21 protein-coding genes are annotated in these 20,573 nt (G+C 54.8%); 6 read left to right on the top strand and 15 right to left on the bottom strand.

From position 1 onward, the window contains the following. Positions 1–11: 11 nt before the first annotated feature. The 3 genes from truA to pdxB form a co-directional block, all read right to left on the bottom strand. Positions 12–824 carry a tRNA pseudouridine(38-40) synthase TruA gene (gene truA, locus OGX80_RS17430; protein ID WP_012131451.1) on the bottom strand — a complete coding sequence of 271 codons (813 nt, stop codon included), beginning with the start codon at positions 822–824 and terminating at the stop codon, positions 12–14. After that, complete coding sequence (locus OGX80_RS17425; protein WP_115181363.1) at positions 824–1,837, bottom strand: aspartate-semialdehyde dehydrogenase; 1,014 nt, start codon at positions 1,835–1,837, stop codon at positions 824–826. Before OGX80_RS17425 ends, truA begins: the two co-directional genes overlap by 1 nt. A gap of 61 nt (positions 1,838–1,898) precedes the next feature. Then, a complete protein-coding gene (pdxB, locus tag OGX80_RS17420; RefSeq protein WP_110493996.1) occupies positions 1,899–3,035 on the bottom strand; it encodes a 4-phosphoerythronate dehydrogenase PdxB in 1,137 nt (378 codons plus the stop codon). Between the two features lie 102 nt (positions 3,036–3,137). Between pdxB and flk the strand changes: the two genes are divergently transcribed. Next, complete coding sequence (gene flk / locus OGX80_RS17415; protein WP_049008705.1) at positions 3,138–4,139, top strand: flagella biosynthesis regulator Flk; 1,002 nt, start codon at positions 3,138–3,140, stop codon at positions 4,137–4,139. Here flk and OGX80_RS17410 read toward each other — a convergent pair. Both OGX80_RS17410 and OGX80_RS17405 read right to left on the bottom strand, forming a co-directional pair. Beyond that, positions 4,136–5,314: an MFS transporter gene (locus OGX80_RS17410; protein ID WP_012131447.1), complete on the bottom strand. Its 1,179-nt coding sequence runs from the start codon at positions 5,312–5,314 to the stop codon at positions 4,136–4,138. The two genes, flk and OGX80_RS17410, sit on opposite strands and share 4 nt — an antisense overlap. Before the next feature lie 179 nt (positions 5,315–5,493). Next, a complete protein-coding gene (locus OGX80_RS17405; protein WP_104868399.1) occupies positions 5,494–5,868 on the bottom strand; it encodes a MerR family transcriptional regulator in 375 nt (124 codons plus the stop codon). Between the two features lie 173 nt (positions 5,869–6,041). On the opposite strand from OGX80_RS17405, the gene OGX80_RS17400 reads away from it, so the two are divergent. The 3 genes from OGX80_RS17400 (at position 6,042) to OGX80_RS17390 (ending at position 7,352) form a co-directional block, all read left to right on the top strand. Further along, on the top strand, positions 6,042–6,290 hold the full coding sequence (locus OGX80_RS17400) for a helix-turn-helix domain-containing protein (RefSeq protein WP_047462299.1): 249 nt from the start codon (positions 6,042–6,044) through the stop codon (positions 6,288–6,290). A gap of 163 nt (positions 6,291–6,453) precedes the next feature. After that, a complete protein-coding gene (locus tag OGX80_RS17395) occupies positions 6,454–6,822 on the top strand; it encodes a CHAP domain-containing protein (RefSeq protein ID WP_115181362.1) in 369 nt (122 codons plus the stop codon). Beyond that, on the top strand, positions 6,822–7,352 hold the full coding sequence (locus OGX80_RS17390) for a YqhG/Tai3 family protein (protein WP_115181361.1): 531 nt from the start codon (positions 6,822–6,824) through the stop codon (positions 7,350–7,352). The genes OGX80_RS17395 and OGX80_RS17390 overlap by 1 nt, the downstream gene beginning before the upstream one ends. A gap of 111 nt (positions 7,353–7,463) precedes the next feature. Here OGX80_RS17390 and fabB read toward each other — a convergent pair whose 3' ends face one another. Then, positions 7,464–8,684 (bottom strand): beta-ketoacyl-ACP synthase I, encoded by a 1,221-nt coding sequence (gene fabB, locus OGX80_RS17385; protein ID WP_047462293.1) that lies wholly within the window; start codon positions 8,682–8,684, stop codon positions 7,464–7,466. A gap of 158 nt (positions 8,685–8,842) precedes the next feature. Here fabB and mnmC point away from each other — a divergent pair, with 158 nt between their 5' ends. Further along, on the top strand, positions 8,843–10,843 hold the full coding sequence (gene mnmC / locus OGX80_RS17380; RefSeq protein WP_115181360.1) for a bifunctional tRNA (5-methylaminomethyl-2-thiouridine)(34)-methyltransferase MnmC2/FAD-dependent 5-carboxymethylaminomethyl-2-thiouridine(34) oxidoreductase MnmC1: 2,001 nt from the start codon (positions 8,843–8,845) through the stop codon (positions 10,841–10,843). A 68-nt stretch (positions 10,844–10,911) separates the two neighbouring features. Here the strand turns inward: mnmC and OGX80_RS17375 are convergent, their stop codons facing one another. The 6 genes from OGX80_RS17375 to prmB are packed head-to-tail and all read right to left on the bottom strand — an operon-like array spanning position 10,912 to position 15,464. Beyond that, entirely contained in the window at positions 10,912–11,190 is a 279-nt protein-coding gene (locus tag OGX80_RS17375) for a YfcL family protein (RefSeq protein ID WP_012131443.1), read from the bottom strand. A gap of 32 nt (positions 11,191–11,222) precedes the next feature. Then, a complete protein-coding gene (locus OGX80_RS17370; RefSeq protein ID WP_012131442.1) occupies positions 11,223–11,771 on the bottom strand; it encodes an elongation factor P hydroxylase in 549 nt (182 codons plus the stop codon). Continuing rightward, the gene (locus OGX80_RS17365; protein WP_012131441.1) at positions 11,771–12,580 is read right to left on the bottom strand and encodes a sulfite exporter TauE/SafE family protein; all 810 of its coding nucleotides are present in this window, start codon (positions 12,578–12,580) and stop codon (positions 11,771–11,773) included. The genes OGX80_RS17370 and OGX80_RS17365 overlap by 1 nt, the downstream gene beginning before the upstream one ends. Then, positions 12,580–13,404, bottom strand: a complete 825-nt coding sequence (gene mepA, locus OGX80_RS17360) for a penicillin-insensitive murein endopeptidase (RefSeq protein WP_115181359.1) — start codon at positions 13,402–13,404, stop codon at positions 12,580–12,582. Before mepA ends, OGX80_RS17365 begins: the two co-directional genes overlap by 1 nt. 3 nt (positions 13,405–13,407) lie before the next feature. Further along, entirely contained in the window at positions 13,408–14,493 is a 1,086-nt protein-coding gene (aroC, locus tag OGX80_RS17355; RefSeq protein WP_012131439.1) for a chorismate synthase, read from the bottom strand. Positions 14,494–14,531: 38 nt separating this feature from the next. After that, positions 14,532–15,464 (bottom strand): 50S ribosomal protein L3 N(5)-glutamine methyltransferase, encoded by a 933-nt coding sequence (gene prmB, locus OGX80_RS17350; protein WP_012131438.1) that lies wholly within the window; start codon positions 15,462–15,464, stop codon positions 14,532–14,534. A gap of 165 nt (positions 15,465–15,629) precedes the next feature. On the opposite strand from prmB, the gene smrB reads away from it, so the two are divergent. After that, positions 15,630–16,181 (top strand): endonuclease SmrB, encoded by a 552-nt coding sequence (gene smrB, locus OGX80_RS17345; protein WP_115181358.1) that lies wholly within the window; start codon positions 15,630–15,632, stop codon positions 16,179–16,181. Between the two features lie 242 nt (positions 16,182–16,423). Here smrB and sixA read toward each other — a convergent pair whose 3' ends face one another. From sixA to fadI, 3 genes are all read right to left on the bottom strand, one after another. Continuing rightward, positions 16,424–16,909: a phosphohistidine phosphatase SixA gene (gene sixA / locus OGX80_RS17340; RefSeq protein ID WP_047462281.1), complete on the bottom strand. Its 486-nt coding sequence runs from the start codon at positions 16,907–16,909 to the stop codon at positions 16,424–16,426. A 206-nt stretch (positions 16,910–17,115) separates the two neighbouring features. Beyond that, positions 17,116–19,263 (bottom strand): fatty acid oxidation complex subunit alpha FadJ, encoded by a 2,148-nt coding sequence (fadJ, locus tag OGX80_RS17335; protein WP_115181357.1) that lies wholly within the window; start codon positions 19,261–19,263, stop codon positions 17,116–17,118. Then, entirely contained in the window at positions 19,263–20,573 is a 1,311-nt protein-coding gene (gene fadI / locus OGX80_RS17330; protein WP_233644091.1) for an acetyl-CoA C-acyltransferase FadI, read from the bottom strand. The genes fadJ and fadI overlap by 1 nt, the downstream gene beginning before the upstream one ends.

The following is a 20,573-nucleotide window of genomic DNA, read 5'->3' as shown; positions in this document are numbered from 1 at the left end:
TACGACTCAAATTAGTCCGCCAGAAACAGCGGGCCCAGTGGCGTTTTGGGAAGGTCAAACCGTTCCGGGTAATCAACCGCAACCAGATACAACCCTTCCGCTTTCGCCGTTGCTGCTGAAAGCCGCCTGTCCTTCGCCGCCAGCAACTCTGCTATCCAGCTCTCCGGCTGGTTGTGGGCGCCTACTTCCATCAGGCTACCGACAATATTCCTGACCATATGATGTACAAAGGCATTGGCTTTGATATCGACCACCACATACGCACCGTGACGCGTCACGTTAATGTGCATCACGTTTCGCCACGGCGTACGCGACTGGCACTGTACCGCGCGAAACGAGGTAAAATCATTTTCACCAATCAGACACTGCGCCGCCCGGTGCATACGTTCTGCGTCCAGCGGCTCATAAAAGTGCGTAACCCCATGACCTAAAATCGCCGGGCGCAACCGATGATTGTAGATGATGTAGCGATAACGGCGAGCCGTTGCGCTAAACCGGGCGTGAAAATCCTCAGGTACAGCTTTAACCCAACGAACCGCGATGTCACCAGGTAAATTCGCATTTACACCCAGCGTCCACGCCGCGTCTTTACGCAACGCGGTGGTTTCAAAATGCACCACCTGCCCCGTTCCGTGTACGCCAGCGTCTGTCCGCCCGGCGCAAAACACGTTAACAGGTTCGTTGGCAACCTGAGAAAGCGCTTTTTCCAGCTTTTCCTGAACGCTGCGCACTTCGTTCTGGCGTTGCCAGCCATAATATTTGCTGCCGTCGTACTCAATGCCCAGCGCAATTTTATAAACTGGCGGTTGTTCCACTGCTGACATCAGTACAGGTACTCCTGCACCAGTTTTTCCGCGGTTTTGACCGCCATCAGCGCGCCGCCAAAGCGAACGTTATCGGCCACCGACCAGAACTGAACCTGCTCCGGCATGCCATAGTCGTTACGCACACAGCCGACAGAAAGCTGCGGATTGCCAGACGCATCGCCCACCTGAGTCGGGAAGTCAGTCTCTTCAGACAGCACAATATCTTCGCCGCGAGAAAAGGCATCGCGCGCCTCATCCGCCGCCAGCGGGCGCAGCGCTTCAAAACTGACCATTTGCGCATGGCCATAAAATACCGGCGACTGAATGCAACTGGCGGAAATCATCAGCCCGTCGTCCTGCAAAATCTTACGCACTTCATCAACGATACGGCGCTCTTCGCGCACGCTGCCTTCACTGTCCGGCAGGAGCGGCAGCATGTTAAACGCCAGTTGACGACCAAAGAAATCATCTTCGTCGATAGGGATACCGTTGAGCAGTTTCGCGCTCTGACCGGCCAGCGCATCCACCGCTTTTTTCCCGTGCGCCGAGGCAGAAAGCAGGCTGGTGACGCTAATGCGCGACAGACCGCCTTCATCAATCAGCGGCTTCAGCGAGGCCAGCAACTGGCTGGTCAGGCTGTTGGCTACGGCGATCACATTGCGGTTGCGGTAATCAGCCAGCACAGACGGGTTCACTTCCGGCACCACTAATGGCACATCCGGTTCCAGGGCAAACAGGCCGCTGCTGTCGATCACCAGACAGCCCGCATTGGTGGCTTCCTCAACCCATGCGGCAGAGGCTTCAGCGCCAGCGACAAAAAACGCCAGTTGCGCCTGCGTCCAGTCAAAATCAGCGACATCCTGCACAATGATCGACTTGCCGCTATAGCGCAGATGTTCGCCCGCACTTTCATTACGCGCCAGCGCATAAATCTCACCGACCGGGAACTGACGTTCAGCCAGCGTTTCGAGCAGGGCTTCGCCTACGGCGCCTGTTGCACCCAGGATGGCAATGTTCCAGCCTTCAGACATGGTGGTTTACTCCAGAAATAGCAAAGCTCCCCGCGCTATGCAGGGAGCGACAAAAAGAATGTTAATGGGCCGGATGATGAACGGCGTTGAAACCGAGCTTATGCAGCAGCGTGGCGGCACTGGCATCGTCGCACATCACGTACAAGGAAGACCATTCACGGCGCTCAAGGTAATTCTTACGCAGCTTATCAAACTCGCCCGGAATTCCAGCGACTTTACGCAGTGGCGCATCATCGCGGCGCACATCATACACCAAATGCACCAGCCTTTTCAGCGTCGGCTGATCCAGCGGGCCATGCAGCGTAATACGCCCAAACTCCGGCGCGGGTAGCAGCGTATCCAGCGCCACTTTTTGCGCCCGTCCGATAAACGTACTATAGGCTTCAAAGACCTGCGTGGTGCCGCGCGCCTTCCCTTCCAGGGTATAACCGGCAATGTGCGATGTGCCGATATCAATTTTTTCCAGCAGCGCCACGTTGAGATCGGGCTCCCCTTCCCAGACATCAAGCACCACGCTCAGCGACTGCCCGGCATTCAGGCGCGCCAGCAGCGCGGTGTTATCCACCACCGGGCCGCGACAGGCGTTAATCAGAATCGTCCCCGGCTTCAGCCGCCCGATCAGCGCCTCATCCGCCAGGTGCAGCGTCTTGTAAGGCCCCTCTTTATACAATGGCGTGTGGAACGTCAGAATATCCGCTTCCTGGACCAGCTCATCCAGCGAGCGGAAATCACCTTCATCGCCCCGGTCCGCACGCGGCGGATCGCACAGCAAAGTGCGAATGCCCAACGCTTCCAGCCTCGCCTGCAAGCGAGCGCCAACATTACCTACGCCGACAATCCCCACGGTGCGGTCGCTTAAAGCAAAACCGTCACGCTCCGCCAGCATCAGTAAAGCGGAAAAGACATATTCAACAACAGCGATAGCATTGCAGCCAGGCGCCGCTGAAAACCCCACGCCAGCCTGCTTAAGCCACGCCTCATCCACATGATCGGTTCCGGCGGTTGCGGTGCCGACAAATTTGATGGATTTCCCCCCAAGCAGCGCTTCATTCACTTTGGTGACTGAACGCACCATTAACGCATCCGCATCATCAAGTTCTGCAACGGGAATGGGGCGACCGGGAACCGCTTTGACCTCGCCCAGACGGCTAAATAATTCGCGGGCATAAGGCATATTTTCATCAACGAGGATTTTCACGTCTGCGTACCTGTTTGAGAACGAGAGTTAACCGGGCAAGTGTGCCATAATCTGGCCGCCAGGCATACTTTGCTAAGATTTATGGTTTAAGGATAAGTGATGATGCAACCCATTTCCGGTACTCCCGCACGCCCTCCCGGTGAAGGTCAGACTGCGCCTTCCGTTGCCGGAGAACAGCCGCTATCCACCCAGCAGCGCACGGTGCTGGAACGCCTGATTACGCGTCTGATTTCGCTGACGCAACAGCAAAGCGCGGAAGTCTGGGCCGGAATGAAACACGATCTGGGCGTAAAAAGCGACACGCCGTTACTGTCGCGTCACTTCCCCGCCGCAGAACAAAATCTCACGCAACGCCTGAGCGTCGCTCAGCAGAACCACGCGAATCGTCAGGTACTCTCGCAGTTGACGGAATTATTGAGCCAGGGGAACAACCGCCAGGCCGTCAGCGATTTTATTCGCCAACAGTACGGTCAGACGGCGCTCAGCCAGTTAACGCCCGAGCAGTTAAAGAATGTGCTGACGCTACTGCAACAGGGGCAACTTTCCATTCCTCAGCCTCAACAACGTCCGCCAACCGACAGACCGTTATTGCCTGCCGAGCATAATACGCTCAACCAACTGGTGACGAAGCTGGCCGCCGCGACGGGCGAATCGGGCAAACTTATCTGGCAGTCCATGCTGGAACTTTCCGGTGTGAAAAGCGGCGAGCTGATCCCTGCAAAACAGTTCACGCACCTGGTCACCTGGCTGCAAGCGCGCCAGACCCTCAGCAACCAGAGCGCGCCCACCCTACAGACGCTACAGGCGGCGCTAAAACTGCCGCTGGAGCCGAATGAATTCACGGCGTTAAGAGATTACGCCCAGCAGACATATCAGGCGTTGCCGCATACAATTCTGACAACCGCTCAGGTTCAGGATCTGCTGAACCAGGTCTTTCTGCGCCGCGTTGCGCGCGAAAGAGAGTTAACCGAGCCGCATCACATTCAGCCGATATACAGCCCGTTCGCCCCGATGATTGAAACCATCAAATCCGTAACGGCGCGACCGGGGCTGATCTTTATCGCACTGGCGGTTGCCTTCATTCTGTTCTGGCTGGTGTCTTAACCCCGGCGAAACGACAGCAGCGTCACCACAATCCCCACGACGGCAGAAATCGCCCCGGCGAGGAATACGGAAGAGTAGCCGCACGAGGTGGCTAACAGCCCGGCCAGCGGGCCGGTAACGCCGTAGGAGATGTCCTGAAACGCGGCATAGCCGCCAAGTGCCGTACCGCGTACCTGAGAAGGTACGCGCTTCACCACTTCAACACCCAGCGCCGGGAAGATGAGCGAGCACCCTGCCCCGGTTAACGCCGCGCCCAATAGCGCAATCCAGGCCACAGGCGCCAGCCAAAGCAGCACCAGCCCTGCCGTTTCGACCAACAGGGACGCAACCGCCACCTTCACACCGCCAAAGCGATCCGGCATCCAGCCAAACAGCACGCGCATCAGCACGAAAGCGCCGCCAAACGCGGTCAACGTAAAACCGGCCATCGCCCAGCCTTTACTGGCGAAATAGAGTGAAATAAAGGTGCCGATAACGGCGAAACCAACCCCCTGTAGCGCCAGCCCCAGGCCCGGCTTCCAGATGAGGCCGACGACGCTCCACAGCGACGGACGTTCGCCCGCGTGCGCAGGTACTTTACGCACGGTGCCATTAAATGCCCAGGCCAGCAGCGGCAGCGCCATTGTCGTTCCTGCCAGCGCCGCAAAACCGTAATGGCTGTGAATCAGTAAACCAAGCGGCGCACCGGCAGCCAGCGCGCCGTAAATCGCCATGCCATTCCACGACATCACTTTACCGGAGCGCGAAGGCCCAACCAGCCCCATCCCCCAGGTCAGGGTTCCGGTCAGTAGCTGGCTTTCGCCAAAACCCAGGATCAGTCGCCCGACGATCAGCAACGCGAATTTTACAGGTACAGAAACAGGTAACAACGCCGCCAACAGCCACGCGCCCCCCGCCAGCGCGCAGGCCAACATCCCCTGTAGCGCGGAACGTTTGGCGCCATATTGATCGGCCAGTCGCCCGGCGTAACCACGGGTTAATACCGTTGCAAGGAATTGAATGCCCACCGCGATGCCGACCATCGTGTTGCCATAGCCCAGCTCATGGTGAACAAAAAGAGGGATTACAGGTAACGGTAAACCGACCGTCATATAGGTCAGAAAAACCGCAAAAGCGATACGAAAAAGCGAAAAATTCGCAGAAGGTGTTTTTTCTTTTTGGGATACAGCTGTCATGCGTTACTCCAGAATGCAGAGTAAGGCGAGGAAATGCCACGCCCCCTCCACCTGACCATCAGGATTAAGGTGCGTTGGATAACGTTAAACGCTTACGCATTATCATGGGGATAATGTTGAGCGTGAAGTCTGCCTGTGAGTCGCTAAACTTGTCAACCTTGAAGTCTCAGGAAGTTGTATCAAAACGAAGACTTGTCATCGAACAGAAAGGGAAAGACGGCATCGATTCCCTTTGTCCTGAACAGCCCAGTCACCTGTATACGTTGCCCCGGCGTCAGTAGCCTGAATATCATATCCCAGATCTCTTTGGGTTCCACTTCCTGGTCGAAGGCATTCTCCAGCGTTAGCACTGCCTCATTTTCGTTCAAATAAGGACGGAGGTAGAGAGGAAAAACAGAAATATGGTACTCCTCAGCTTTCGATTTAGCACGCTTACGTTTGACACTCTCTTTCCCCTCACTGTACTTATTCAAACGTTCACGAACCGCAGGCACACTTCCAGGAAACCCCGGTAATGCAAGACACTCCTTAACCGTGAACCACTCTTTTGCCATCAGTTTCTTTCCTTTTCCCTGATGAAATAAAAATATTTTTTCTTTTTCGCGAAATTTCAGGTTTATTCTGGCAATATTCTTATAATGAAAAAGAAAGTAACGTTCTTTTTGTCGCGCTAATTTATAACCTGAAAAATATCGGCGCCGATAACACATCTTCTTAGGATTACAGAATGGAACACAAAAGCCAAGACTGGCATCGTGCAGATATTAAAAGTGCACTGGAAAAAAGAGGAATTACGCTCAGAGATCTTTCACGAGCAGCTGGATTATCTCCCGACTCGTTACGCAATGTATTTACCCGCCATTGGCCCAGAGCAGAGTTGATCATTGCGGTGGCGCTGGAGACCACACCAGATGTGATTTGGCCTTCGCGCTACATTTCTGGTCATGAGGAACCACATCAGCGTTCAGAAGAATAAAACACTATAAATCCAGAAGTATTTTTCAGGTCAATATTATTTGGCATATTAAACACAATCACATTATTTATAATGCTTTTTTATAGCACATATTACCTATATAGCCCATTATTACAGTGATAATTAATTAACGGATCACGTAATAACACCCAAAGGATATAATATGGTCTGGGATATAAGAGCAGCAACAAACTATGCAAAGCATCACGCTCATACACACTCAATCAAAAAATGTGCTGAATATACACGAAAGGCAATCCGTGCCGGAGGCATAGATATAGGGAACACTGGGCACGCCAAAGATTATGGTTCTCTTTTAATGCACGCGGGTTTCAGACCCGTCTCTCCTTATGAGTCCCCACGAGCAGGTGATGTTGTCATTTTTCAACCGTATGAGGGAGGAAACCCAAGCGGTCATATGGCTATATTTGATGGACAAGACTGGTATTCCGATTTCAAACAACGTGATATGTGGGCAGGTCCTGGTTACAGAGCAGCAAAACCACAATATACGATATACAGGAGGAACTAATGCGATTTATTCTCCCATTAATCCTTTTACTGTTATCCGCATGTAATGTTCACAATGATACAAGTAGTCGTAACATGGTGAGTCAATTCTACCCCCAGTACATGGCAATATACGCCAGCGATAACGATAAGAGCCTTATCAATTACACCAATCCTATTTATGAAAAATATGTTTCAACTGAAATTATTCGCAGATTAAAGAAAATTGACGATTATTATGAGCAGGAAATTGTGGCGTCAGACTACTTTATGTACGTGCAGGACTACGCGCCGGAATGGATCGCTAAATTCCACGCAGGAACAGCCAGTGCTTTTTTGGGAGGTGAAAAAGTGGATGTGTGGCTTGGCGATTCCGATACCCGCCTTATCCATTTAATGGTGTACACTCGCCGGGAAAATGGTCAATGGAAAATTTATCGGGTACGCGATCTTACCCACCAGTTTGAACACCCGATCTACGATGCAGGCGCTATTGCCCGCGCCAGGGCGTGGTCTGCAAAAATCGCGCAGGAATACGAAAACAAGCAATAAAAAAGGGAGCCATCATCGGCTCCCCTGTAGGCCTGATAAGCGAAGCGCCATCAGGCAAACGTTGATGTCGGATAGCGGCGTAAACGCCTTATCCGCCCAACGTCTTCAGATTTACGCTTTCAGCTTACGCATAACCAGCGTCGCGTTGGTGCCGCCAAAGCCGAAGCTGTTGGACATGACGGTCGTCAGCTCGCGATCGGTGGCTTCGGTGACGATGTTCAAACCTGCCGCTTGCTCGTCCATCTCTTCAATGTTGATGCTCGGCGCGATAAAGCCGTGTTCCAGCATCAGCAGCGAATAGATAGCTTCCTGCACGCCAGCCGCACCCAGAGAGTGACCGGTCATCGCTTTGGTCGCGGAGATAGCCGGGCTCTTATCGCCAAAGACTTCACGAATTGCACCCAGCTCTTTCACGTCGCCTACCGGCGTAGAAGTACCGTGGGAGTTCAGGTAGTCAATCGGAGTGTCAACGCCATGCATCGCCATCTGCATGCAGCGCACTGCGCCTTCGCCTGACGGTGCAACCATGTCAGCGCCATCAGACGTTGCGCCATAACCGACGATTTCCGCATAGATGTGCGCGCCGCGCGCCAGAGCATGTTCCAGTTCTTCAACCACAACCATACCGCCGCCGCCCGCGATAACGAAACCATCACGGTTCGCATCATAGGTACGGGAAGCTTTAGACGGATCGTCGTTGTATTTGGTGGACAGTGCGCCCATCGCGTCGAATTCACACGCCATTTCCCAGCACAGCTCTTCGCCGCCGCCGGCAAAGACGATGTCCTGTTTGCCCAGTTGAATCTGTTCAACCGCGTTGCCGATGCAGTGCGCAGAGGTCGCGCAAGCAGAGCTGATGGAGTAGTTCACGCCGTGGATTTTAAACGGCGTAGCGAGGCAGGCAGAAACGCCGGAGGCCATCGCTTTGGTCACTACATACGGGCCAACGGCTTTCAGACCACGCGGGCTACGCATGGCATCTGCGCCAAAGACCTGGAATTTCGGGGAGCCGCCGCCGGAACCTGCAATCAGGCCAACGCGCGGGTTATTCTGGTAAGTTTCTACAGAGAGACCCGCATCAGCAATCGCCTGCTCCATAGAAAGGTAAGCATAGATGGATGCGTCGCTCATAAAGCGCACTACTTTGCGGTCAATGAGGCCAGTGGTATCCAGTTTGACGTTACCCCAAACATGGCTACGCATGCCGGAGTCCTTCAGCTCCTGAGAGAAAGTGATCCCTGAACGTCCTTCACGCAGAGATGCCAGGACTTCCTGCTGGTTATTACCGATGCTGGAAACGATGCCCAGGCCAGTAATCACTGCACGTTTCATTCAATACCTCTGTAAGTCGCACTATTTTAAGATTCGACTCGCACAATAGCGTACACTTGTACGCCGAACAAGTCCGATCAGCCAATTAATATGGAAATTTGCGCCTCCGGGCGCACATCGCTAAGATCGTGACACTGCCTGTCAGACGAGTAACTTACGTGAAACAATACGCTATACAACCTGCCAACCTTGAATTCAACGCTGAGGGTACACCTGTTTCCCGAGATTTCGATGACGTCTACTTTTCCAATGATAATGGGCTGGAAGAGACGCGTTATGTTTTTCTCGGCGGCAATCAGCTTGAGGAGCGTTTTCCGCTGCACCCTCGCCCATTATTCGTGGTGGCAGAGAGCGGTTTCGGCACTGGCCTTAACTTCCTGACGCTCTGGCAGGCATTCTCACAGTTTCGCGACGCTCACCCTGAGGCTACGCTACAAAGATTACATTTTATCAGTTTTGAAAAATTTCCCCTGACGCAGGCCGACCTCGCTTTAGCCCATCAACACTGGCCAGAGCTTGCCCCCTGGGCACAGCAGCTACACGCGCAGTGGCCGCTGCCGCTGGCCGGGTGTCATCGCCTGATTCTTGATGACGGTCGCGTGACGCTGGATCTCTGGTTCGGCGATATTAATGAACTGACGGGGAAACTGGATGAATCCCTGAACCAGAAAGTGGACGCCTGGTTTCTGGATGGTTTTGCCCCCGCGAAAAACCCTGACATGTGGACGCAGAATCTGTTTTCCACCATGGCGCGACTGGCTCGCCCCGGCGGAACGCTGGCGACGTTTACCTCTGCGGGATTCGTGCGCCGGGGGTTGCAGGAGGCAGGGTTCACGATGCAAAAACGCAAAGGTTTTGGCCGCAAGCGTGAAATGCTTTGCGGCGTCATGGCGCACGCGCTGACGTCCCCCTCCCCGACGCCGTGGTTCACCCGCAGCGGCAGCGCCAAACGAGACGTCGCAATCATCGGCGGTGGCATCGCCAGCGCGCTGCTGTCGCTGGCGCTTCTGCGCCGCGGCTGGCAGGTAACGCTCTATTGTTCAGATGAGCAACCCGCGCAAGGCGCATCCGGCAATCGCCAGGGGGCGCTTTATCCCCTGCTCAGCAAACACGATGCGGCGATTAACCTCTTTTTCCCGAGCGCGTTTACGTTCGCGCGGCGTCTGTATGACGCGTTGCCGGTGACTTTCGACCATGACTGGTGCGGCGTCACGCAACTGGGCTGGGACGAAAAGAGCCAGCACAAAATCGATCAGATGCTGTCGCTGGGGTTGCCCGATGCGCTCGCAGTGGCTGTAGATCCAGACCAGGCGCAGCAGGAAACAGGCGTGGCGACACACTGTCGCGGAATAACGTATCCGGCTGGCGGCTGGCTGTGCCCAGCACAGTTAACCGCTGCGCTGCTGGCGCTGGCGGCCACACAAGGTCTGCGGAGGCATTACACACACACGCTCACCGCCCTTTCGCGCCAGGCCACAGGCTGGCAGTTGCAATTTGCAGAGGGTAAGGCAGTTGAACATGAGGTGGTCGTGCTGGCAAACGGGCATCAGATTAACCACGTTGACCAGACGCTTCCGTTACCGGTCTATTCGGTGGCTGGTCAGGTGAGCCATATCCCGACGACGCCTGCGCTTTCCGCATTACGCCAGGTGCTGTGCTACGATGGATACCTCACGCCGCAAAACCCTGCCACTCATCAGCATTGCATTGGCGCCAGTTACCATCGCGGCAGTGAGGAAACTGCCTATCGTGAAGACGATCAGCAGCAGAATCGCCAGCGCTTGATCGACTGCTTCCCGGATGCCGCATGGGCAAAAGAGGTTGATATCAGCGAAAAAGCGGCGCGCTGTGGCGTACGCTGCGCCACGCGCGATCATCTGCCGATGGTCGGAAATGTGCCGGACTATGATGCAACGCTCGCACAATACGCCGCCCTTGCCAGACAGAAAGATGCCGCTGAACGCGCGCCGGTTTATCCTGATTTGTTTATGCTGGGAGCGCTCGGATCGCGCGGGTTGTGTTCAGCCCCGCTCTGTGCGGAAATTCTCGCGGCGCAAATGAGTGAAGAGCCCATTCCGATGGATGCTGACACGCTGGCGGCGTTAAACCCGAATCGTCTGTGGGTACGGAAGTTATTGAAGGGAAAAGCGGTGAAATAAGTCCATCCGTTGGATGAACGTTAACGCCACCCGGCAAGGTGAAAATGCCGGATGGCGACGCGTCCGGCCTACGCGTTAATGGCCTTCTGGAACAGGTTATCCCACATCTCTTTTACTAACGCCTGGTCACGCGGCGACAACTCGCCTGCGCCAATCGCTTTTTCCAGGCTGCTGGTGACGTTGGCATACACCGCTTCTGCGGAATGGTCATCACCGCCTTCCAGTTCTGCAACTGCTAACGTCAGGTGGCCACGCAGATATCCGCTGGCAAACAGCTCGTCATCGCTTGCATGCTCTACCATATCGTCGATTAATGCCAGAATGCGTGATTCAAACTCCGCGATCATCTTCTTTCCTCATTGTAAACGTGGCGTCGGCCTCAGTTGAGCGCTTCCGGCCACGGGAACTGTTCCGCCGTAATGTCAGGCGTGTGATAATAATTCTGTAACGCTTTAATAAACCGGGCCGGGCGTTCAGGAATGCCTTTTTCCAGGTACTCCATCACCTGGGCATGAACCCGGCGCTGAAATACCACGCGATCCGGTTCGAAGTCCCCTTCCAGGTTGTCGCAACTGACGTTAAACGGGTAGCCCGCCGCCACGCAAAACAACCAGTCAAAGGCCTGCGGTTTCACTTCCACGTCTTCAAACTGGCTTTGGGTTTGCGCATCACGCCCATCCGGGCAATACCAGTAACCAAAATCCACCAGCTCGCGACGCGCCTTTCCGGCAATACACCAGTGCGAAATCTCATGCAGCGCGCTGGCGTAAAAGCCGTGCGCAAAAACAATCCGGTGGTACGGCACGTCCGCATCAGCAGGAAGATAGACCGGTTCGTCATCGCCTTTAATCAGACGGGTATTAAAATCGTCGGCAAAGCAGCCGTTAAAAATATCAATTAGCTGTTGGTAATGATGCGTACTGTTCATTAGTTCATCCCCAGCAAGTGGAGAATCTCCTGTCCGTGGTTATCATAAAGTAGTTTGGCGCTCATCACCGCAGAGACGATGACAATCATCGGGCGAATGAGCTTCTGTCCTTTGCTTAACACCAGTCGCGAGCCCATACGAGCGCCCAGAAACTGGCCAATCAGCATCACGAAACCTGTCGCCCAAATGACTTTACCGCCAATAGCGAACAGCAACAGGCCGCCAATATTCGAGGTGGCATTCAACACTTTGGCATGGGCGGTGGATTTCGCCAGGTTGTACCCGCACAGCGTCACAAACGCCAGCGCGTAAAACGATCCGGCAGCCGGGCCGAAGAAGCCATCGTAGAATCCGACGCAGCCCCCGGCGACCAGCGCGAAAGGCAGGCCATAAAGCCGACGCTGACGATCCTCTTCGCCGAGTTTCGGCATCAACAGGAAGTAAAGGCCAATACAAATAACCAGCACCGGTAAAATCTGCCGCAAAATGCTCGCCTGGACATATTGCACCAGTAACGCGCCGCTCATTGAGCCAATGAACGTCATCAGAATATTGAGTTTCTGATCGGCAAGATTGACCACTTTGCGACGAATGAAATAGATTGACGCGGAGAGGGAGCCGCCGCAGGCCTGCAATTTATTGGTCGCCAGCGCCTGTGCTGGCGACATGCCTGCCGCCATTAATGCAGGGATCGTTAATAAGCCGCCTCCCCCCGCCAGCGAATCAATAAATCCAGCCAGCATTGCCACGAAAAAAAGAACAATCAATAACAGCGGGGACACCATAAACAGATTTAAAAAATTGTCCATTAGAGTACATGCTCATCCAGTAGCGCCTGGCAGGAAGGCGGCAACGGTGGCGGTGTCTTCTTCTCAGGCTTTGTTGTTCCAGGTTCAGGAGGTTCAAACCAACTTTGTAGTTCTGCGCCGCATCCATCGCCAGGCAGAGGCAAAGGCTGATCTTCGCACTCCAGGCTGTCGGCAGGGCAACGTAATCGTACATGCATATGCGCACGATGCTGGAACCAGGGTCGCACTTTACGCAACCAGTCACGATCGGTTCCGGCATCCAGGCATAGCTGCTGTTTAATGGCAGGATTAACAAAAATACGCGTGACGTCGTTATCTTCCGCCGCCAGTTTTATCAGGCTGGAAATTTCCGGCTTCCACAGCGAAGGCACCACATGTTTGCCGTCGCGGGAGACCAGGTCAATTGCCTGAGGTCGCAGTAGCTGCGCCTGCGTCCAGCGTGTTTTCGGCAGTTGCAGAAAAATATCAACATCGAGCCCGGTCTGGTGGCTGGCATGTCCGCCGTTGAACCGCCCGCCCGCAGGCATCCCCATATCGCCAATCAACACCGTTCCAAACCCAAGATTGCTGACCTGAGTGCTCAGTCGTTGAATAAACATCACGAGATCGGGATGACCAAAATAGCGGCGCTGATCGGTACGCATCACCTGATAGTGTTCGGACTGCACGGGAAGCGTGTCTGCCCCAACAATGCAGCCATTCGAAAAGCCGCCGATGGATTGCGCACTTCCGGGAACAGGATGCGTAATTTTCTGCCAGGGCGTCGCCGCCAGGCTGGCGCTGCTGACCAGAAGAGCCAGCAACGCGAGTGCCGTTTTTTTCATTGATTACCAGCGTGGAATATCAGTCTTTACATCCGCATTTTGCGCGCGCTGACGCAGAAGGTGATCCATCAGCACGATCGCCAGCATGGCCTCAGCGATCGGCACGGCGCGGATCCCAACGCACGGATCGTGACGCCCTTTGGTGATCATCTCGACTTCTTCACCAAAGCGGTTAATCGTACGTCCCGGCACCGTAATACTGGAAGTGGGTTTCAGCGCCATATGTGCAACAATTTGTTGCCCGCTGCTGATACCGCCGAGAATACCGCCCGCATGGTTGCTCAGGAAGCCCTCTTTGGTAATTTCATCGCGATTCTGGCTACCTCGCAACGCGACCACATCAAACCCATCGCCAATCTCCACGCCTTTTACCGCGTTGATGCTCATCAGCGCATGAGCGATGTCCGCATCCAGACGGTCAAAGACCGGTTCGCCAAGCCCTGCCGGAACGCCGTTTGCCACGACGGTCACTTTTGCCCCAATCGAATCGCCCTCTTTCTTCAGGGCGCGCATCAGTTCATCCAGCGCGTCGATTTTATCTGGATCAGGACAGAAAAACGGGTTTTGTTCAACCTGCTGCCAGTCTTTGATTTCAAGCGGAATATCGCCCATCTGGGTCAGACACCCCTGAATGACGATGCCGTGTTTCTCCGCCAGATATTTTTTAGCAATCGCGCCAGCCGCGACGCGCATCGCCGTTTCACGGGCGGAAGAACGACCGCCGCCACGGTAATCGCGCAGACCGTATTTCTGCTCGTAGGTATAGTCGGCATGGCCCGGGCGGAAAACGTCCTTAATGGCGCTGTAATCCTGTGAACGCTGATCGGTATTTTCAATCAACAGGCCAATGCTGGTGCCCGTCGTCACGCCTTCAAAGACGCCGGAGAGAATTTTCACCTGGTCCGGTTCACGACGCTGGGTCGTGTAACGCGAGGTTCCCGGACGGCGTCTGTCGAGATCGTGTTGCAGGTCGGCTTCCGTTAGCGGAATGCCCGGCGGAACGCCATCAACGATACAACCGAGCGCCAGCCCGTGTGATTCACCAAAAGTCGTTACGCGAAAGAGTTGTCCAAGTGTATTTCCTGCCATCACGGCTCCGTTATCGTTGTTGTGTTGTTGACCGTTGATTAATCTTTATAGATGCTGAAATGCTCGCGAGCCGCAATGAGCTGCGCTTTCGTCAGCATAAAGACGCCGTCGCCGCCGTTATCGAACTCCAGCCAGGTAAACGGTACATCGGGATATTGTTCTATCAGATGTACCATGCTGTTTCCGACTTCACAAATCAGAATACCGTCATCGGACAAGTAGTCCGGCGCGTTGCCCAGAATACGGCGGGTCAGTTTTAAACCGTCAGTGCCGGACGCCAGGCCCAGTTCAGGTTCATGACGATATTCATTCGGCAGATCGGACATATCTTCCGCATCAACGTACGGCGGGTTCGTCACAATCAGGTCATACTGCACTTTCGGCAGATCGCGGAACAGATCGGAGCGAATCGGCGTGACATGGTTGAGCAGACCGTGCTCTTCAATGTTGTGTTCAGTTACGGCTAACGCGTCGCTGGAGATATCAACGGCATCCACTTCCGCCTCCGGGAAAGCATAAGCACAGGCGATAGCGATACATCCGCTGCCGGTACACATATCCAGAATGTGGTGCGGCTGCTCGCTGATAAGCCCCGCGAAGCGGTTGTTGATCAGTTCGCCAATCGGCGAACGTGGCACTAATACGCGTTCATCAACATAGAATTCATGGCCGCAGAACCAGGCTTTATTGGTCAGGTAGGCCACCGGAATACGCTCGTTGACACGGCGAATAACCCGTTCAACAATGCGGTGACGTTCGCTGGACGTCAGGCGCGCGGTGCGCATGTCTTCTGGAATATCCAGCGGCAGATAAAGTGACGGCAGTACCAGCTGTACGGCCTCATCCCACGGGTTGTCCGTGCCGTGACCATACCAGATATTCGCCGCGCTAAACCGGCTTACCGCCCAGCGCAACATGTCCTGAATGGTATGCAGCTCACTCACTGCTTCATCAACGAAAATTTTATCCACGTATTCCTCCAGGGCATGCTCGCATTAAATTCGGCGGCTAGTTTGCCACGAAGACGGCGATAAATCAGCACTCACGCGGCGCCAGAGCGTGAAAATTGAGTTTTGGCTGAACGAATGTCCCCTGAGTCGGGTAAACTAACGCAAAATAAAAGATGAGACGTTCGAATGAAAAAGAAAACATCGCTCAGCGAGGAGGACCAGGCGTTGTTCCGGCAGTTAATGACCGGCACCCGCCAGATTAAGCAGGACACCATTGTCCACCGACCGCAACGTAAAAAAATCACAGAAGTCCCGGTCAAACGTCTGATACAGGAGCAGGCTGATGCCAGCCACTATTTCTCCGATGAATTTCAACCGTTATTGAATACCGACGGCCCGGTGAAATATGTACGTACCGACGTCAGCCATTTCGAACTGAAGAAAATGCGTCGGGGCGACTATTCGCCGGAGTTGTTCCTGGATTTGCACGGTCTGACGCAACAGCAGGCCAAGCAAGAGCTGGGGGCGCTGATTGCCGCCTGTCGCCGCGAGCATGTCTTTTGCGCCTGTGTGATGCACGGCCACGGAAAGCATATTCTTAAGCAACAAACGCCGTTATGGCTGGCGCAACATCCGCACGTTATGGCCTTCCATCAGGCGCCAAAAGAGTACGGCGGGGACGCTGCGCTGTTGGTATTGATTGAAGTAGAAGAGTGGTTGCCGCCGGAGCTTCCCTGACAATGCCGATTGCCGGATGGCGGCGCAAGCGCCTTATCCGGCCTACGGGATCAGTGCAAGCTGTAGGCCTGATAAGCGAAGCGCCATCAGGCGCCTTATCCGGCCTACGGGATCAGTGCAGGCTGTAGGCCTGATAAGCGAAGCGCCATCAGGCGCCTTATCCGGCCTGCAGAGTCAGTGCAGGATGTAGGCCTGATAAGCGAAGCGCCATCAGGCACAGTATCCAACCGACGATAATAACGTTAAATCGCTTTTGCCATTTTCAGATTACACGGGCTCATCTGCCAGTTGAAAATCCCTTTGCCGCTTTCATCAAGCGTTACGCTGGCAATCGCAGATGTGGTGAACATTGGCGGCGTCTCGCCAGGACAGAGTTCAGACACCAGATATCCCACCAAAGGCAGGTGAGAGATCACTAACACCGATGCGACGCCTTCATTCGCCAGCGTCTGCAACCAGGCGCTGACCATACCGACATCGCCGCAAGGAGTAAGCTCCGGCAAAACGTCCACATTGCCAGGCAGGTTCATACACTCCCCTACCACATCCAACGTTTGCTCGGCTCGTAGAAACGGGCTCACCAGAACACGTTCGATATCCACTTTTTGACCTTTCAGCCAGTTCGCCATAAGGCGGGATTCGTCACAACCACACGAGGTTAAGGGACGAACCGAATCACTGGCGGCATCGAGGGCCGCGTCGCCGTGACGCATGATAAAAACTTGCATATTGCACCGCTTTTGTTAACCAGAATCACCCACATTCTTAGCAAAAACCCTGACGGGTATGATAAAAATGCGGTGGCCGGCATTGTGCCTTATCCATTCACCGAATGAAACGCTGTTTTTTACCTCAATGGCGTAAGTATAGTCAATCTTTGTTTACAAATTGACCACCACACAGTCATTCGGTGCGGTCTCGTCCTGATATGACCTTATTCCTTCAGGTCTGTTTCCCCACTGTTCCAGAAACGTTCACCGCGTTCAGCCATCCGCAATAAGCGCTCGCACGGGGTAAACCGGTCGCCATACTGCGTAGCCAGTCGTTGCAGAACCGCAACCACTTCACCCGCGCCGAGAGTGTCCATATAACGGAACGGGCCGCCAAGAAACGGCGGAAAACCAATACCAAATACCGCGCCGATGTCGCCATCACGCGCGCTGCGGATCACCTTCTCATCAAAGCAGCGCGCCGCTTCATTGAGCATTAACATCACGCACCGCTCAGCCATTTGCTGCGCAGAAAGTCGGCTCTGCCCTTGCGTACCAATAAGCCTATAAATTGCAGGGTCGACCTGTTTTTTGCTTTTACGCCCTTTCACGCCATAAAGATAGAAACCGCGACCATTTTTTCTGCCTTTGCGATCGTCATTCAAAATTGAGGCAACAACGTTTGCAGGCGCGCTAAAACGTTCGCCGTAAGCGGCCTCCAGTACAGGTATAATTTTAGTGCCTGTATCGATGCCAACCTCATCCAAAAGTTGGATTGGCCCGACCGGAAAACCAAACTTGACCAGCGCGGCATCGATCGCTTCGACGCGTTCGCCTTCGGTCAGCAGCCGTATTGCTTCGTTGATATACGGGGCAAGAATACGATTAACGTAGAACCCGGCTTTATCGCTGACCACAATCGGCGTTTTGCCCTGTTTTTTCGCCAGCTTAACGGTCGTGGCGATCGACTGCGCGGAGGTTGTCGCATGAGGAATGACCTCCACCAACGGCATTTTTTCTACCGGGCTAAAGAAATGCAAACCAATCACCTGCTCAGGCCTGGCCGCGTTAGCCGCGATGTCACCGATGGGTAAAGATGAGGTGTTGGAGGCAAAAATGGTGTGAGGAGCGCAGTTTTGCTCGACTTCCGCCACCATCTGCTGTTTTAACGCCAGATCTTCAAACACCGCTTCAATAACCAGATCCCGATGCGAGAAGCCGCGGTAATCCGTTGAGCCGGAGATTAGCGCCAGCTGTTTGTCGCGTTCGCCCACTTTTATATGACGGCGGCGAACTTTGGTTTCAAGCTGATCCCAGCTGTACTTCAGCGCGTGGTTGATGCCTTTGGCATTAATATCTTTGATGCGAACCGGCAAGCCGCCTTTACAGGCCGTCACGTAAGCAATACCGCCGCCCATCAGACCTCCGCCCAGCACGCCTACGCTGGCTAACGGGCCAGGCTGCGCGTCGCTCCCCGGATCTTTTTTCACTTCGGTGCTGGCAAAAAAGATATTCCGTAACGCCTGCGACTGCGGCGTCATCGCCAGTTCGCCAAACGCCCGCGCTTCCGCGTCGTATCCGCTGCTGCTTCCCTGCGCCAGCCCGGTTTCAATCACCTCAAGGATTCGCTCTGTCGCCGGGTAATTACCCTGCGTTTTCTGCCTGGTTTTTTTACTGACCATACGAAACAGCAGCGTGCGCCCAAGCGGCCCGGCCAGAATACGCTCACGCACCGGTAAATTCCGCTGAGCGGAACGCCCTTTAATCGCCAGTTCCACGGCGGCCTCAAGCAAAATGGCGTGCGGCACGACTTCGTCCACCAGACCAACCCTGAGCGCTTGTTTTGGCCGTAACTGCTTACCGGTGAGGATCATGTCCAGCGCCGTACTCACCCCAACCAGGCGCGGTAATCGCTGCGTACCGCCAGACCCTGGCAGCAGCCCCAGTTGCACTTCCGGCAGACCCAGCACGGTTTTCGCATCATCAGTACAAATGCGCCGATGGCAAGCCAGCGCCATCTCTAACCCACCGCCGAGACACGCGCCGTGAATGGCGGCGACAACCGGAACAGACAGCGCCTGAATTTCAGCCATTATCTGCTGGCCCTGACGCGCCAGCGTTTCAGCTTCCTGCGCGCTTTTGCAGTTGCCGATCATGTTGATATCCGCCCCCGCGATAAAGTTATCCGGCTTCGCAGAAATAAAAACCACACCGCGCAGCGCCTTGTTTTCCCGAATCTGTTTCAGGATGGCACGAACCTGCGTCGCGAACTCCGCCTTCAGGGTATTCATTTTCTCACCGGGGACATCAATAGAGACGACCGCGACGTTATCCAGACGCACGTTAAGCGTGAACGCTGATGTCATGTCCATTATTCCGCCTCCAGAACCATTGCCGCCCCTAAACCCCCCGCAGCACACGCGGTCACCAGGCCAAAACCGCCTCCCCGACGGCGTAGCTCATGCAGGGTTTGCGTGATCATCCGCGCCCCCGTTGCGGCAAACGGATGTCCATAGGCAATCGACCCGCCGAGGACGTTAAACTTACTGTCATCCACTTCCCCGGTCGCATTCGCCCTGCCCAGCACGTCGCGGGCAAAACGCTCGCTGCCAAGCAGTTGAATGTTAGCCAGCGTCTGGGCGGCAAAGGCTTCATGCATATCAATTAACGAGAGATCGGCCAGCGTTAATCCGGCCCGCTCCAGCGCCAGCGGCGTCGACCAGGCCGGGCCCAGCAGCATGTCCTGCCAGACGTCAATTGCGGTAAACGCATAGCTACGCAGATAGCCCAACGGCGCCAGGCCAAGTTCTTTAGCGCGAGACTCCGTCATCAGGATGACGGCTGCCGCGCCATCCGTCAGCGGTGTACTGTTCGCCGCCGTGACCGTCCCATGTTGTCGGTCAAACGCGGGGCGCAGCTTCGCATAATCAGCCAGAGTAGAGTTGCCACGAATATTATTGTCTTCAGAGAAAGGCTCTTTATACGGCGGCGCATATGTCGTCATCACCTCATCCGCCAGTTTACCTTCGGCCCAGGCCTGCGCGGCTCGTTGATGAGAACGATGCGCCAGCGCATCCTGCTGCTCACGCGTAATGCCATAGGTTTTCGCCATTTGCTCGGCCGTATCGCCCATCCGCAGCCCGGTGGAATATTCAGCGACCGCGGGCGGAACAGGCATCAGGTCTCGCAGACGCAGGCGGGAAAAGAGTTTGAGTTTTTGCCCGGTCGTGCGGGCTTTATTGACGTCCACCAGTATACGCGCCAGCTTTTTGCTGACGCCAATGGGTAACACGGAAGAGGAGTCCGCGCCGCCAGCAATCCCCGCGCGAATCGTCCCTGCCATCAGGCTTTCCGCAACATTCGCTACCGCCTGAAAACTGGTCGCGCACGCCCGGCTTACGCTGTAGGCATCGGTGTGAACATTCATCCCCGTACCCAGCACAATTTCCCGGGCGATGTTGGGAGCTTCAGGCATTTGCACCACCTGGCCAAAAACCAGTTGCTCAATAACCCCGGCAGGTATTTCACTGCGCGCCAGCAATTCCCCAACCACCATTTTTCCCAGCTCAACAGCAGGAATGCCATGAAAAGCGGTGGCCTGACGAGCAAACGGCGTACGTAATCCGCTTACAATGGCGATACGATCGCCCTGGCGGGTAACCAGTGGTAAAGCCTGACTCAT

Source organism: Citrobacter sp. CK194 (genome assembly GCF_030333395.1).
GTDB lineage: Bacteria > Pseudomonadota > Gammaproteobacteria > Enterobacterales > Enterobacteriaceae > Citrobacter_B > Citrobacter_B koseri.
The sequence above is the reverse complement of the archived record's forward strand: the minus strand, read 5'-3'. Positions and strand labels throughout refer to the sequence as shown.

Bases quoted from the DNA above. Each gene is read 5' to 3' on its own strand.
- fabB (WP_047462293.1), bottom strand. From the start codon at position 8,684: ATGAAACGTGCAGTGATTACTGGCCTGGGCATCGTTTCCAGCATCGGT.
- OGX80_RS17400 (WP_047462299.1), top strand. From the start codon at position 6,042: ATGGAACACAAAAGCCAAGACTGGCATCGTGCAGATATTAAAAGTGCA.
- OGX80_RS17365 (WP_012131441.1), bottom strand. From the start codon at position 12,580: ATGGACAATTTTTTAAATCTGTTTATGGTGTCCCCGCTGTTATTGATT.
- OGX80_RS17425 (WP_115181363.1), bottom strand. From the start codon at position 1,837: ATGTCTGAAGGCTGGAACATTGCCATCCTGGGTGCAACAGGCGCCGTA.
- OGX80_RS17370 (WP_012131442.1), bottom strand. From the start codon at position 11,771: ATGAACAGTACGCATCATTACCAACAGCTAATTGATATTTTTAACGGC.
- flk (WP_049008705.1), top strand. From the start codon at position 3,138: ATGCAACCCATTTCCGGTACTCCCGCACGCCCTCCCGGTGAAGGTCAG.
- smrB (WP_115181358.1), top strand. From the start codon at position 15,630: ATGAAAAAGAAAACATCGCTCAGCGAGGAGGACCAGGCGTTGTTCCGG.
- fadI (WP_233644091.1), bottom strand. From the start codon at position 20,573: ATGAGTCAGGCTTTACCACTGGTTACCCGCCAGGGCGATCGTATCGCC.
- truA (WP_012131451.1), bottom strand. From the start codon at position 824: ATGTCAGCAGTGGAACAACCGCCAGTTTATAAAATTGCGCTGGGCATT.
- aroC (WP_012131439.1), bottom strand. From the start codon at position 14,493: ATGGCAGGAAATACACTTGGACAACTCTTTCGCGTAACGACTTTTGGT.
- OGX80_RS17395 (WP_115181362.1), top strand. From the start codon at position 6,454: ATGGTCTGGGATATAAGAGCAGCAACAAACTATGCAAAGCATCACGCT.
- fadJ (WP_115181357.1), bottom strand. From the start codon at position 19,263: ATGGACATGACATCAGCGTTCACGCTTAACGTGCGTCTGGATAACGTC.
- OGX80_RS17390 (WP_115181361.1), top strand. From the start codon at position 6,822: ATGCGATTTATTCTCCCATTAATCCTTTTACTGTTATCCGCATGTAAT.
- OGX80_RS17375 (WP_012131443.1), bottom strand. From the start codon at position 11,190: ATGATCGCGGAGTTTGAATCACGCATTCTGGCATTAATCGACGATATG.
- mepA (WP_115181359.1), bottom strand. From the start codon at position 13,404: ATGAAAAAAACGGCACTCGCGTTGCTGGCTCTTCTGGTCAGCAGCGCC.
- OGX80_RS17405 (WP_104868399.1), bottom strand. From the start codon at position 5,868: ATGGCAAAAGAGTGGTTCACGGTTAAGGAGTGTCTTGCATTACCGGGG.
- sixA (WP_047462281.1), bottom strand. From the start codon at position 16,909: ATGCAAGTTTTTATCATGCGTCACGGCGACGCGGCCCTCGATGCCGCC.
- OGX80_RS17410 (WP_012131447.1), bottom strand. From the start codon at position 5,314: ATGACAGCTGTATCCCAAAAAGAAAAAACACCTTCTGCGAATTTTTCG.